The following is a 13593-nucleotide window of genomic DNA, read 5'->3' as shown; positions in this document are numbered from 1 at the left end:
GCCCCAGAATAGACGACGCGGTACGCAGCGGGGGCCCGATCTTCAGGCGTCCGCCCTCACTGCGCAACTGCCCTGACTGTTCAGCGTCGTGCCACTGGGACGAGGACCGCAGACGTCACGCCGCCTGGCAGGTGCGCCCTCTCTCCGATTCCTCACGGAACCGAAGAGAGGACTGTCCCACGGACCCCCCGGGGTTCTCTTGGTCGGGCGTCGTCGCTAGGACGCCCGGAGCCTTCTGGCCTGCATGGCCGCACCATCCGCCGACTCGACGCCTGCTGCCTGGATCTCCAGGTCGTCGAGAAAACCGGACAGGATCGAGGTACTTCGGGCACCGAGACCGAGCTCGGCGCGCTCGAAGAGTCGCCAGTGCGCGAGCGCGGGCAGCAGCACCTCGTCGAGATGACGTCGGAGATCGTAGATTCCGTCGCGCGCGATCAGCATGGCGCTGCGTTCGAATCCCGGCAGACCGATGCCAGGCATCTGAAAATTCATGATGACTTCCGTGATGGCCGCCGCCATCTGCGCGGGGGCGATGTCGAGTGCCGCGGCGCCGATCGAGCGGAGGAAGGCCACCTGAAGCTCTTGATCGGCGACAATACGACCGAGAAGGGCGGAGGCGACCGGATCGTTGCATTCGACGGCCGCGTTGCGATGGCTGACCATGGTGGCCATGACGTCGATGGTCGCGTACGCGATGGAGCGCAGAAAGTTATCGCCTTCCATCGACGACGAGATCCCCACTGTCATGCACTGAAATCTGGCGCGATCGAGTGCAATCGGGTCGACGCTACGGGTGGCTATGAGGTAGTCCTGGATGGCTGCGGTGTGGCGAGCCTTCTCCGCCGTCCACTCGTCCGTCCAGTCCGACCACGCACTCCTGGTCATGGGTGCCGCGGCGAGATCGGCCCGGTACACCGCCTCGTTGTTGTGTGTCAGAAGAGTCGTGACCAACGCGGCCTTTGCGGTCTCGGTCAGCATCGACCGCCGCTGGCCCCAATACATCTCCGGTTCGACGTAGTCCGACGAGTTCCACGTCGTCGCCTGGGCGACATGCCCTAGCAGGCCTCGCTCGATCGCAGGCTCCAGTTCCCTCATCAACGCGAACTGACTCACTCGTCTGCTCATCGCCACCCCCTGAAGTCGATTGTTCTATCCCCCGGTCGGTGCTGCTGCGTCATCGATTCGGCACTCGAGCAAACCTAGGCCCCGGATCACCGCCCTGTGAACCGCGTTTCGATTGTTTAGGCAAAGTCGCAAGGCGTGTCGAACCGAGTTGAGAGGCTTCACAAACTGTTTCTCCGAAACTCTGGATAACGCGTTGATAACAACCTATGATCAAGTCCGTTAAGGGGGTTGGAAACAAACTCCAGGTTTTTAAACGCCGCAGTTTTGTCGAAGTTTGGACAAAAAGTTGCGTGAATGCGCAATAATACGCGTCGGTAACTTTGTTTCCGCCAGAGCTGAAGTTCCTACACGAAGGGCTGATCTGTGACCGTTCACAACACGACGAGCCTCGGAATCATGGTTGCCGGCGAGCCTGCATCGGCACCGCTTCGCGACTTCCGCGCCGTGGCAAGGCTGCTCGTCGGCCACTTCGCCGCCAACACCCCGTGCGGTTCACTCCCCGGCGAGCAACTTCACGGCGACGTCACCGAATTCACCGTCAAATGCATCAGCATCGCCGTTCAAATGCTCGACGAGCGACGAGCACCCAACGACGCCGACCTCGCCGAGCTGCGCGCCAAAGCGAGCCAGTGGGCACGCGAAGGTGTGCCACTGGACTCGGTGCTCACGGTGTATCACGAGGGAATTCAGATCGGATGGAATCTGGTCTCCAAACGCGCAGGCGAAGGCGACACCAGCAATCTCATCGAAGCTGCAAGAATGTTCGTCCTGTTGTCGGAGAAGGTGTCGATCGCCGCTTCGAAGAGCTACGTCGAAGAGCTCCAAGCTGTCGCCAGCGAACACCACACTGCCGCACACACCCTCGTCTCGTCACTGCTGAGCGGACACAACGCGGTGGCGATCGCCCGTCAATCCGGAATCGAACTCGCCGACAGTTATCTAGTGCTCGCCATCTCGGTTCCTTCTCATCCCGACGAGAACGATCCGGCGATCCAGAGGACCGTCGCCGCCCGGCGCAAGCTACGACGCATTCAGGCAGAGCTCGCGACCGTATGCGGGCGTACACCACTCGCGATGCTCAGCACCGAGGGCGGCACCGTTCTCATACCGGGAGTGCAGGACGAAGAGTGGGTCGAAGCACTCGTCCACCGCCTCAGCACTGCCGCGGAGGTCCCGGTCACCGTCACCGCCGAACAGTCCGCCATCTCCGACATCCCCACGGCAGCCGATCAAGTCCACGAACTGTTGGCACTTGCGCACCAGTTGCATCGTCCGGCCGGCCTGTATCGCATGGACGATCTGGTCCTGGAGTACCAACTGACTCGGCCGGGCCCCGGCCGTCGCCACCTTCGACAGATCCTCGAGCCACTCGACGCGTCACCCGAGCTCCTGGAGACGCTGGAAATCCACATCTCGCACGACCTCAACCGGCAGCGTTCCGCGCGGCAGCTGCATCTTCACACCAACACCGTCGACTACCGGCTGAAGAGAATCGCTCAGCTGACCGGCTTCGACCCCACCAGGCCGTCGGGCATCAGACACCTGCAGGCAGCCCTTGTCGCACGCCGACTCGAAGCATCACAGGGTGCGGCGTAGCGGCAGGAATAGTTTCCGAGGAGCCCGGGTTACACCACTCGACAGTGTTCGATCCATGCCCCGGGTACCAACACATTGCCGCTTCGAGCGGCCTCTTGCCGAGAGGCGCACTGGCGGACACTGTCGCAAGAGCCGCCCGTACTTCGGTACGGGCGGTTCTTTGCATGAGCCTCGTCGCGCACACCTCTTCGCGCAAGCCTCTTCGTGCTGTCCGGCAGCCATCGCGGACGCGATTGCAGCCGGCCGATCGGGTGGACGGTACACTCGCACGAGCACAGCACGCCTTCGTAGCTCAGGGGATAGAGCAACCCTCTCCTAAAGGGTAGGTCGCAGGTTCGAATCCTGCCGAGGGCACCATTCATCTATTGCAGCGTCAGAGTTGTTCTCGGCGCGTACGAGCGGCGACACGATGGCCGTGCATTCGTTCGACTTCCCCGATTCGTGCATTTCGGATTCGAGTATTGCCGTCCCCCCTGGAGGGCGCTAGTATCGAACATACATTCGAGATTGGGGGATCTCATGGACGCTGTGGATGTATTGAGGTTCGTCAGGCGCCTGAACAAAGCAGCACTGACGCGCGACGCAGCCGCGGGCATCGAGTTGATCGCCGCTCTCGAGTCCGTGAAGAGCGCGTGCGCCGCGGCGCAAGCGGTCACAACCGATGCAGTTGCTACCGCGATCAGCGATGAGCGCAAGGCACTCGGTAAGCCGAAAGCGCAGTGGCGCAACGGTATCCCTTCCCAAATCGGCCTCGCTCGACGCGAGTCGCCCAACCGAGGCAGCAGATATCTCGAATTGTCCCGCGCGCTGGTCCACGAGCTTCCTCACACACTCGAACGTCTTCGAGCCGGGGATCTGAACGAGCGTCGAGCAGCCCTGATAGCAAAAGAGACAGCATGTTTGAACGCGGAGGACCGTAGGGAAGCGGACAGACAGCTGTGCGCGGACGCGTCCACGTTGAAAGGCCTGGGAGACAAATCGATCGAGGGAAAATCACGTGTCGTCGCGAGCACGTTGGATCCTGCGTTCGTGGTCCGCCGCTACGAGAAGTCCTATTCCGAGCGCCGCAGCAGCACACGGCCTCGATCGGACCACATGTGCGACTTCGACGTCCTGACTTCGATGGACCGCGCAGTCGCCATGTGGTCGACACTGGAACGCGACGCCGCCTCGATCATCGCTGCCGGCGGCGAGGCGCGCACGCGGGACCAACTCATGTCCGACCTCGCGTACGAGCGGATCACCGGAGCCGCATCGGCTGCAGCAGGAGCAGGCATGGTCGTCAACGTCGTCATACCGGACACCACGCTGTTCGGCGAAGGTACCGAATCCGGCCACCTGCAAGGATACGGCGACATCCCGTCGGACATCGCACGTCACCTGGTCGCGCACGCGCTGTCGAAGGACACGTATCTCGCGTTGCGCAGGGTGTACGCCAATCCGTCTACCGGCGCACTCACAGCGATGGAATCGACGGCGCGCGCCTTCCCGACTGCACTGGCTCGGCTGATCGAGATCCGCGATCGCCGGTGCCGCACTCCGTGGTGCGACGCCCCTATCCGTCACAGCGACCACATCGAATCATTCGCCGACGGCGGCGAGACGACCGCGAACAACGGCGCCGGACTGTGCGCCGCGTGCAACTACGCGAAAGAAGCCGGTGGTTGGTGGATCCGACCACGGCCACCTGGCCGCCCCGGACAAATCCACATCTACGACATCATCACGTCCACCGGCCACGAATACACCTCCGAAGCGCCGCGTATGCCGGTGGTCAGGCACTACATCTCGGCAGTCGAGAACGTCGTCATCGACAAAGCGGTGTTCGGTATCGAGACGGACTCGTGAATGCCGGTTCCGTCACTCCGGGAAGGATATGGAACTGGGCTCGGTTACACTCGGTGATGACGCGCGTAGCTGCTCGTCAGACGTCGTGGAATGCTTCTACTTCCGCCCGGCTCCGGCCGCGTAGTCCATGTGCACCCTGCACAGGCTTTTCTTACGGCGATCGAAACTGCCCACCGGCAGTCTCGCCACCCTTGCATTCTCGGGCCATCGCCCATGGGTGCAACACCCTGCCCGAAAGGCGCATCACCCTTCATGACTACCTTTGTTTCACTCGGCGTCCCGCACGCGCTCGCCGAAGTTCTTTCCACTCAAGGCAAAACCGAGGCCTTCCCCATCCAGGCCGATACTCTTCCCGACACCCTTGCAGGACGCGACGTCCTCGGGCGCGGAAAGACCGGCAGCGGTAAGACCCTCGCCTTCTCCATCCCGATGGTCGCCCGCCTCGCGGGACAGCTTGCAGGAAACCGCAAGCCGGGCCGTCCCCGCGGACTGATCCTCGCTCCGACACGTGAACTCGCCACTCAGATCGCCGTCGCCATCGAACCGCTGGCTGCTGCGTACTCGATGAAAGTCACCACCATCTTCGGCGGCGTCTCACAGAACCGTCAGGTGTCCGCACTCAACGCAGGTGTCGACATCGTCGTTGCCTGCCCCGGTCGGCTCGAAGACCTCATGAAACAGCGCCACGTCAGCCTCGACGGCGTTCAGATCACCGTCCTCGACGAAGCCGACCACATGGCCGACCTCGGCTTCCTGCCCGTCGTCACGCGCATCCTTGCTGCGACACCTGCCAAGGGCCAGCGTCTGCTGTTCTCGGCGACACTGGACAACGGCGTCGACAAGCTCGTCAAGCGGTTCCTCACCGACCAGGTGACGCACTCGGTCGACGAGGTCACCTCGCACGTGGAAGCCATGACGCACAGCGTCTTCGAGGTCGACGGTGTCGAATCCAAGAAGAAGCTCGTCCAGCAGCTCGCATCGGGTACGGGTCGTCGGATCCTCTTCATGCGCACCAAGCACCAGGCACGCAAGCTCGCCAAGCAGCTGACCGACGCAGGAATTCCGTCGGTCGACCTGCACGGCAACCTGTCCCAGGCAGCGCGTGACCGCAACCTGCTCGCGTTCTCCTCCGGTGACGCACGGGTACTGGTCGCCACCGACGTGGCTGCTCGTGGTGTCCACGTCGACGATGTTCAGCTCGTCGTGCACGTCGATCCGCCGGCAGAACACAAGGCGTACCTGCACCGGTCGGGCCGTACCGCGCGCGCAGGAAGCGCTGGAGACGTCGTCACCGTCGTACTCCCCGAGCAGCGCAAGGACACCGCAGTTCTACTGCGCAAGGCCAACATCACCGTGACACCGGTTCGCGTCACCGCCGATTCGCCTCAGGTTGCCGAACTGGTCGGCGAGCAGGCCCGCTACGTCGAGCCTGCACCGAAGGCCGCACCGCAGCCACAGCGTCAGGGCAGCCCACGCGGCGGCGGCAACCCGCGCCGCAGCGGGGGTAACGGCAGCAGCACTCGCAGCGGGGGTAACGGCGGCAGCAACACCAGTAGCAGCAACAGCACTGCGCGCCGTGGTGGCGCAGGCGGTGGCACGGGCGGCGGAGCAGCATCAACCGACGGACGCCAGCACGCTGCCGGCGGCGGACGACGTCGCCGTCCGGCCGGGCCCGCAACAAGCCAGCGGACGCGCTGACACCGAAAAGCAAAACCGGCGATGGACTGACCGGGTAGACACAAAGGCGAAAGTGCGCTCTAGGAGTGCACTTTCGCCTTTGTTATACCCACGCTCACGACGGCGGCGACTGCACACAACCCTGCCGCCCCGAACCAGGCGAGAGTGTATTCGCCTGTGCTGTCACGGATCACCCCTGCCACCACCGAGGCCACTCCGGCCCCGATCTGGTGGGAGGCGAACACCCACCCGAACACCAGAGGCCCCTTCTCGCCGAAGACTTCGCGGCACAGGGCGATGGTCGGCGGTACGGTCGCGACCCAGTCGAGCCCGTAGATGACGACGAACACCACGATCGACGGCTGGATCGTGGCCGAGAGAAGCAGCGGCAGAAACAGAAGCGATACACCGCGGAACGCGTAGTACCCGGCGAGCAGGTATCGCGGATCCACACGGTCGGTGAGCCATCCGGATGCGATGGTTCCCACGACGTCGAAGATGCCGACCACGGCGAGCAGTCCGGCGGCTGTCGTCTCCGCCATTCCGCGGTCGTGCGCGGATGGAATGAAGTGCGTGCCGATGAGCCCGTTCGTGGTGGCACCGCAGATGGCGAACCCCACCACCAGCGCCCAGAACGTCCGTACTCGGCTCGCGGACAGCAGTGCATCGACCGCGGCCCTGGCCGGGTTGACGCCGGCACGGATCGGGACTGGAGCGAGGTAGCCCTCGGGGGCTCCGAACGGTGTCGTGGCTATATCGGCCGGTCGATCTCGCAGCCACAGTAGAACCAGCGGCACCACCGCCAGCGCGGATGCAGCGATCACGAGAGATGCTGTCCGCCAACCGGATGCGTCGACGAGGTGCGCGACGACGGGCAGGAATATCAACTGGCCTGTCGCGCTGCCCGCCGTCAGGATGCCGGAGACCAGGCCGCGACGCTTCAGGAACCATCGGTCGGTGATCATCGCGGCGAACACCAACGCCATCGAACCTGTGCCGATCCCTATCAGCACTCCCCACGTCACCACCAATTGCCATGAGGCGGTGACGAACACGCTCAGTGCACTTCCGGCCGCGACGACCGTCAGTGCCGATGCGACGACTGTCCGGATCCCGAACCTGTCCATCAGAGCCGCCGCGAACGGCGCGGTCAGCCCGAACAGCAGCAGGTTGATTCCCACTGCCGTCGACAGCACTCCGCGGGACCATCCGAACTCGTCCTGCAGCGGCACCAGCATGACCCCGGGTGCAGCGCGAAAGCCTGCGGCACCGACGAGCGCGAGGAATGCGACGGCGGCGACGATCCAGGCAGCATGTATGCGTGCCGAACCGCTGCCTGCCGAACGGCTGCGTGCCGAACCGAAGGGCAGACGGGTCACAGGTTCACAACGTTCGTGCGTAGCACAGCGAGGTCGGTTCGGATGCGTACGGCCCGAACGGGTCGATCTTGGAATACCCCTCGCGTTCGTAGAAGCGCACTGCGTCGGGCTGGCCCGATCCCGTCTCCAGTTTGAGCACTCGAATCCCCCGCGTGCGCGCGCAGTCCTCCAGCATCCGCAGGATCGCGACGGACGCGCCTCGTCCCCGCTCTGCGGGGATCACGTACATGCGCTTGATCTCGGCCTCGTCCTCGCCGAGCAGTCGTAGCCCACCGCATCCGATTCCGACCGCGTTGTCGTCGCGGGCCACCACGAACACCGCGATGTCCTCGCCGGTCGGCGGTGTTCCGGGTTCGTGATCGCTGTTGCCGTATCTGTTGTCCAATTCAGCTCGCTGAGCTGCGCGGAGCTGGGCACCCACGGGGGTGTCCCAGCTTTCTTCGTCCACGGTCATCACGTCAGGTGCGCCTCTCTGCTTTTCGCCTGGCGTGAGTCTAAGTCCGTTGCTGGCACACTGGACAGGTGACCGACAGCCCCCACGTCCACCGCACGTCGTCATCCTTGACGCCTGCCGAGTTGGCGACGGCGGCAGTGATGAGCAGCTTCACCGTTGCCCTGTCCGTCATCGCCATGGTTGTTCCTCTCGCAACTGCGCTGCAGATCGTCGCGGCGGTACCCATGGCCGTCGTCGCGCAGCGTCACCGCACCCGTGCGCTGATCTCCGCGGCGGTCGCAGGCACCCTCGTCGCGTTCGTGGCAGCAGGTACGACGACGGCCGTCACGGTGGCGACTTCGGCACTACTCGGCGGCTTGGTCGGGCGGGCGAAACGACGCGGGCAGGGTTTGCTCGCTGTCCTCGCGCTGACGTCGGTCATCGGTCCACTGCTCGGTCTCGTCGCGATCACCGTGCTGTTGATCCTTGCGCCGCTCCGCGAGCTCTTCCTGAGGACCGTCGAGAACACCATCGAAGGTGTCGCACGTCTGCTGTCGCGGGCGCAGGCCCTGGTCGGCCCCGCCGACGTGCTTCGGTCGAGCGCCGGTGCCGTACTGGACAATTGGTGGTGGTGGATTCTCGGAACGATGACCCTCACCATCGTCGGCGGCGCCCTGTTCACCTGGTTGATTCTGGGGGCGGTCCTCGATCGCCTTGCCACCATCCCCGTCGTCGATCATCTGCCCGCAGCGGGCGGCGGCCGTGTTGCACCCCTCCCGGTCACACTGAATCGCATAGGTTTTCGCTACCCGGATGCACGGTCGGATGCGCTGCGCGATATCGACCTGTCCATCGACTTCGGGGAGTTCGTCGCGATCGTCGGACACAACGGGTCGGGCAAATCGACACTGGCACGCATACTGGCCGGGCGCGCACCGACGTCGGGCACCGTCGAGCGAGACGGTGTCGCCGGTCTCGGACTCACCGGCGGCACCGCTGTCGTACTGCAGCGCCCCGAGAGCCAGATTCTCGGCAGCCGCGTCGCCGACGATGTCGTGTGGGGGCTGCCGCCGAACACCGACACCGACGTCGGGGCGCTGCTCACCGAGGTCGGCCTCGGCGGAATGGGACCCCGCGACACTGCCTCGCTCTCGGGTGGTGAGATGCAGCGACTCGCAGTTGCGGCGGCACTGGCACGGCGACCTGCACTGCTGATCGCGGACGAGGCGACGACGATGGTCGACGCGGACGGTCGGGCCAGCCTCGTTGCGCTGCTCGCCGACCTCCCCCGCCGTCACCGAATGTCGGTAGTTCTCGTCACACACCAGGAGTCGGAGACCACCGCCGCCGACCGCGTCGTACACCTGCACGGGGGAACGCAGGTCGAGCACTCACCGGAATGGATGCGCTCTCGCTTTCTCGGCGAGGGTTCGGCGATCTTCCGCTCCGGCTCGCCGCTGCTGGTTCTGCGCGGCGTAGGCCACACCTACAATCGGCGCACGCCGTGGTCGCAGAAGGCGCTGGGCGACCTCGATCTCACCGTGTCACAGGGTGACGGCATTCTGGTCCTCGGCGGGAACGGATCGGGAAAATCCACCCTCGCATGGATTCTCGCGGGACTCACCACCCCGTCCACCGGCTCTGCCCTGTTCGACGGCTCGGCAATCTCCCGTGACGTCGGTGCCGTCGGCCTGTCCTTCCAGCACGCACGTCTGCAACTGCAGCGTCGAACCGTCGCCGAGGACATCGAATCTGCCGGAGGCCCCGAAGTCGGTTCGGCGCAGGTCTCGCGAGCCATGGATGCCGTCGGGCTCGACCGCTTGCTGGCCGGCCGCGACATCGACTCCCTCAGTGGTGGCCAGATGCGCCGCGTCGTCATTGCCGGTCTCGTGGTGAACAAACCGAGAATTCTCGTGCTCGACGAGCCGCTGGCCGGGCTCGATCCGCCCGGCCGCACCGAGATCATCGGCGTTCTCGGTAACCTGCGCCGCCTGGGAATCGCCATCGTCGTCATCTCGCACGACGTCGACGGTATGGACCGCGTGTGCGATCGAACCATCGTGCTCGACGACGGCCATATCACCTCCGACGCACCGACCCCAGGAGTTCCGTCGTGACAACGGTTGTGCTGCGGCAAGTTCCGCGATCGTCCCCGGTCCATCGGCTGTGGGCAGGTACCAAGCTGATCGCTGTCGCGATGCTCAGCATCCTGCTGGTGGTGGCACCCACGTGGTCGACGATCGGAATCATCTCCGGTCTGCTGGTGGTCACCGCGATCATCGCACACGTGCCACCGACTGCGATTCCTCGTCCGCCGGTGTGGATCTGGATCCTGTTCCTGATCGGCGGACTGATCAATGTGCCCCTCGGTTTCGACGCTGTGCTCCTCTTCTTGCGCGCAGCCGTCTTCGCGTTCGTATTGTTGGGTGCGTCGATGATGATCGGCTGGACGACGTCGATGAGCGACATCGCACCTGCAGCCGCGGTTCTCGGCTATCCGCTGAAGAAGATCGGTTTACCCGTCGACGAGTGGGCTGCCACGATCGCGCTGTGCCTGCGGTCGCTGCCTCTGCTCATCGAGGAGATGCGGGTGATGATCGCTGCCCGGCGCCTGCGCCCGAAGTCGGTGCTCAACAGTGCCGCGGACAACTCGATCGTCGATCTCATCACCGCCACCATGTCCATCGCCATCCGGCGAGCATCGGAGATGGGTGAGGCCATCACAGCGCGCGGAGGTACCGGCCAGATCACGGCATACCCCAGCCGCCCGCGTCTGCCCGACGCCATTGCGATCGCGGTCGTGGTGCTGTGCTGCGCAGCAGGAATCGCGGCCACCGTCGCCCTCGGCTGAGCCTCGATCGTTCGTATTGCCGATTGTGCATGACTCGTGCATCATCACGGCGTGCCCCGCAATCGCCGAGTTGCCGCCGCCGTGCTCGCGGCGGCCGCTCTGATCACGGCGTCGTGCGCCGGCGCAGACTCCATGCCGGTACCGGAATCAGCGCAGGAAACACCCGCGTTCACCAAGATTCCTCCGACGACAGCGGTGTCGACGTGTGGGCCCGGCTCGGGCACGAGTGTGAGCGAGGGAGTGCTGACCATCGCCACCGACGACCCTGCCTACGCGCCGTGGTTCGTCGACGACGATCCGTCGAACGGCCGCGGATTCGAAGGTGCAACCGCGCGCGAGATCGCCGATCGCCTCGGTTACGCCCCCGCGCAGGTCCGCTATGTTCGGACCGGTTTCGCCGATGCGTTGGCACCTGGACCCAAATCCTTCGACTTCGACATCAACCAGTTCACCATCCTCGGTGAGCGCCGCGAGAACGTCGACCTGTCCTCGCCGTACTACGCGGTTGCGCAGGCAGTCGTGGCCATGGGTGGAACGCCGATCGCCGACGCCACCGACCTCGCAGGCCTCCGCGGATACCGTCTGGGCGCTCAGTCCGACTCGACGAGTGCGCTGTCCATCGCGGCGACCATCGGTGCCGCGACGCCGGTGGAATACAGCACCAACGACGATGCGAAAACGGCTCTGCGGAACGGCGAAGTCGACGCGATCGTCGTCGATCTTCCGACTGCGTTTCAGATCACTGCGGCCGATGTTCCCGGAAGCGTTCTGGTGGGCCAGTTTCCGCAGCCGAACGAGGTCACCGAGTTCTTCGGGGTCGTCCTGCAGAAGGGCAGTGCGATGACTCCGTGCGTCGATGCCGCCATCGATTCGATGTATGCCGACGGCAGCATCGACGAGCTGTCGCAGACGTGGCTCGGAAATATCACCGGCGCACGCGTACTGGAGTGAGGACTATTCGCCGCCGATTCGTTCGGTCCGCGAGTTCAGTGCCTTCACGAAGACATCGAGAATGTCGCGGGGATCCTCGGCGATGTAGCTGGTACCACCCGTTGCGGCCGAAATTCGCTGCAGTGCAACGGGGTCTGCGTCGGAGGTGATGCCGACCGTCACGATGACCACGGGGCGTACCGGATCCTGCTCCCGCTGCAGCGTGGCGATGAGATCGTCGAGACTCGGGCTTCCGGCGTCCTCGTTCGCTCCGTCGGTGAGAATGATGACGCTGTTGACGAAGTTGGGGTCGTACCCCTCCTTCACTCGCCGGAACGCGGCGAGAGTCGTGTCGTACAAACCGGTCCCGCCTCCGACGAGCGAGGGCAGTGTCCGAATCGAGGACAGGATCGCCTCCCGCTGCGGCAAGCCGCGTACGACATCGGTCACCGGACCCAGCGGGACGAGTTCACGGAAATCCTGGCCGCCGCCGCCGAGGCCGATCGAGAATGCCCACAGTCCCATCTCGGTCTGGTCGCTGAACAGTGTGCTGCCCGAGAGGCTGGCGTCGACGGTCAACGCGATGCGGGTGGAGTCACCGGATTTGGCTGCCATCGAGCCGGATACGTCCTCGACGACCAACGTTCGCAGCGGTAGCGCGAGAACAGCCCAGTCGTGCAGCGTCGTCTCGATCGCCACTGGATTCTTGAGCTCCAACGACGCAACGGTCCCGACCCCGCGTCCATCGGGAAGCGGAGTGCCGCTGGCCTGCCGAAAACCGGCCGCGGACAGTGCATCCGATGCAGTCGTGGAAGCAAGGATCGAGGACAGTGCGGTCCCTGCGCTCTTCACACGGTCGTAATTCGGCCCCGCCGCGGCGGTGATCGCCAAGGGGTAGTTCAGAAAGTAGCTGCCGGTGGGCGGTACCGAACCGACCAGCGGCGCCGACGGATTCGACGCGTTGTACGCCACGAGGGACTGTTCCGTCGCCACGGAAGTTCCGCCGTCGGACGCCACCTGTTCCACGAGATCACTGGTGCCGTGCGGGGTGTCTGCGATGCGTCCGTAATCCTGAGCCATCGGGACGAGCGCGGCCGAGACTGCGTTGGCGTCGGAGAGGGCGACCTCGGATTCGGCGAGCGCGCCCAGGATCGACGCAAGCGAAGCGCTGCTGGTCAGCGGGTCGCCGATCCGCTGACCCTGTGTCTGCAGCACCTGCAGCCACGTGGCAGCAGGTGCAGGTGCACTCTCGGCGGTGACGACGATGGGGAGGGTGTTCGCCACCGACGACTTGGCGAGCTCGGGCAGTGCACCGGTGGATCGGAGTGTCTTGAGCAACCACAACGTCGAATCGGGGATCCACAGATCCGGACGGTTCTGGTTCGCCCCTGCCAGCTCGGTCGCGGTGTCGCTCGGGGCCTCCGCCCGCACGTCGAAGCTGGCACAACCACGCGACATATCGTCGGAGCTCGCCAGCACGTCGGTGACGACGGGCGCCAGGGTCGGGTCGACGGCCAACGACACCTGTTGGACGGAGTCGCACCCGGCGTTGCTGGCCCGCACCGCCTCGACGCCGAAGTATCCGCCGACGACGAACACCACGGCTACGACGACGATGGCCGCCCACGTGAAGGCAGGATTCGAGCGTGTTCCAGTTCCGTGACGCCCCGGCATCTCTACGTGCTCCCCCAAACGGTCAGTGTTTCCCGACGATCATGCACTACGTGCCGCCGCGAACACACGGTTGGAATAAA

10 protein-coding genes and 1 tRNA gene are annotated in these 13593 nt (G+C 64.7%); 7 read left to right on the top strand and 4 right to left on the bottom strand.

Features of this window, described 5'->3' with window-relative positions:
- Positions 1–216 precede the first annotated feature (216 nt).
- Complete coding sequence (locus RY1_RS17985) at positions 217–1125, bottom strand: acyl-ACP desaturase (protein WP_072805365.1); 909 nt, start codon at positions 1123–1125, stop codon at positions 217–219.
- 363 nt (positions 1126–1488) lie between these two features.
- On the opposite strand from RY1_RS17985, the gene RY1_RS17980 reads away from it, so the two are divergent.
- The 4 genes from RY1_RS17980 (at position 1489) to RY1_RS17965 (ending at position 6267) form a co-directional block, all read left to right on the top strand.
- Positions 1489–2721, top strand: coding sequence for a PucR family transcriptional regulator (locus tag RY1_RS17980; RefSeq protein ID WP_072805364.1), 1233 nt, complete (start codon positions 1489–1491; stop codon positions 2719–2721).
- A 281-nt stretch (positions 2722–3002) separates the two neighbouring features.
- Positions 3003–3078 (top strand) — tRNA-Arg (locus tag RY1_RS17975).
- 162 nt (positions 3079–3240) lie between these two features.
- Positions 3241–4569, top strand: coding sequence for an HNH endonuclease (locus tag RY1_RS17970; RefSeq protein ID WP_072805363.1), 1329 nt, complete (start codon positions 3241–3243; stop codon positions 4567–4569).
- Between the two features lie 252 nt (positions 4570–4821).
- A complete protein-coding gene (locus RY1_RS17965; protein WP_072805362.1) occupies positions 4822–6267 on the top strand; it encodes a DEAD/DEAH box helicase in 1446 nt (481 codons plus the stop codon).
- A gap of 59 nt (positions 6268–6326) precedes the next feature.
- Here the strand turns inward: RY1_RS17965 and RY1_RS17960 are convergent, their stop codons facing one another.
- Both RY1_RS17960 and RY1_RS17955 read right to left on the bottom strand, forming a co-directional pair.
- Complete coding sequence (locus RY1_RS17960) at positions 6327–7625, bottom strand: MFS transporter (protein WP_072805361.1); 1299 nt, start codon at positions 7623–7625, stop codon at positions 6327–6329.
- A gap of 4 nt (positions 7626–7629) precedes the next feature.
- Positions 7630–8079 carry a GNAT family N-acetyltransferase gene (locus RY1_RS17955; RefSeq protein ID WP_174565413.1) on the bottom strand — a complete coding sequence of 150 codons (450 nt, stop codon included), beginning with the start codon at positions 8077–8079 and terminating at the stop codon, positions 7630–7632.
- A 68-nt stretch (positions 8080–8147) separates the two neighbouring features.
- On the opposite strand from RY1_RS17955, the gene RY1_RS17950 reads away from it, so the two are divergent.
- From RY1_RS17950 to RY1_RS17940, 3 genes are read left to right on the top strand one after another with little or no spacing between them, the layout of a single operon-like run.
- Positions 8148–10175: an ABC transporter ATP-binding protein gene (locus RY1_RS17950; RefSeq protein ID WP_218019815.1), complete on the top strand. Its 2028-nt coding sequence runs from the start codon at positions 8148–8150 to the stop codon at positions 10173–10175.
- Positions 10172–10909 (top strand): energy-coupling factor transporter transmembrane component T family protein, encoded by a 738-nt coding sequence (locus RY1_RS17945; protein WP_072805359.1) that lies wholly within the window; start codon positions 10172–10174, stop codon positions 10907–10909. Before RY1_RS17950 ends, RY1_RS17945 begins: the two co-directional genes overlap by 4 nt.
- Before the next feature lie 51 nt (positions 10910–10960).
- Positions 10961–11860: an ABC transporter substrate-binding protein gene (locus RY1_RS17940; protein WP_245819737.1), complete on the top strand. Its 900-nt coding sequence runs from the start codon at positions 10961–10963 to the stop codon at positions 11858–11860.
- A 3-nt stretch (positions 11861–11863) separates the two neighbouring features.
- Here RY1_RS17940 and RY1_RS17935 read toward each other — a convergent pair whose 3' ends face one another.
- Complete coding sequence (locus RY1_RS17935) at positions 11864–13513, bottom strand: VWA domain-containing protein (RefSeq protein ID WP_072805358.1); 1650 nt, start codon at positions 13511–13513, stop codon at positions 11864–11866.
- Positions 13514–13593 lie beyond the last annotated feature (80 nt).

It is taken from the genome of Rhodococcus yunnanensis NBRC 103083 (assembly GCF_001895005.1).
GTDB classification, from domain to species: Bacteria; Actinomycetota; Actinomycetes; order Mycobacteriales; family Mycobacteriaceae; genus Rhodococcoides; species Rhodococcoides yunnanense.
Note: the sequence above shows the minus strand (reverse complement) of the source record. Positions and strands in the feature narration are given on the sequence as shown.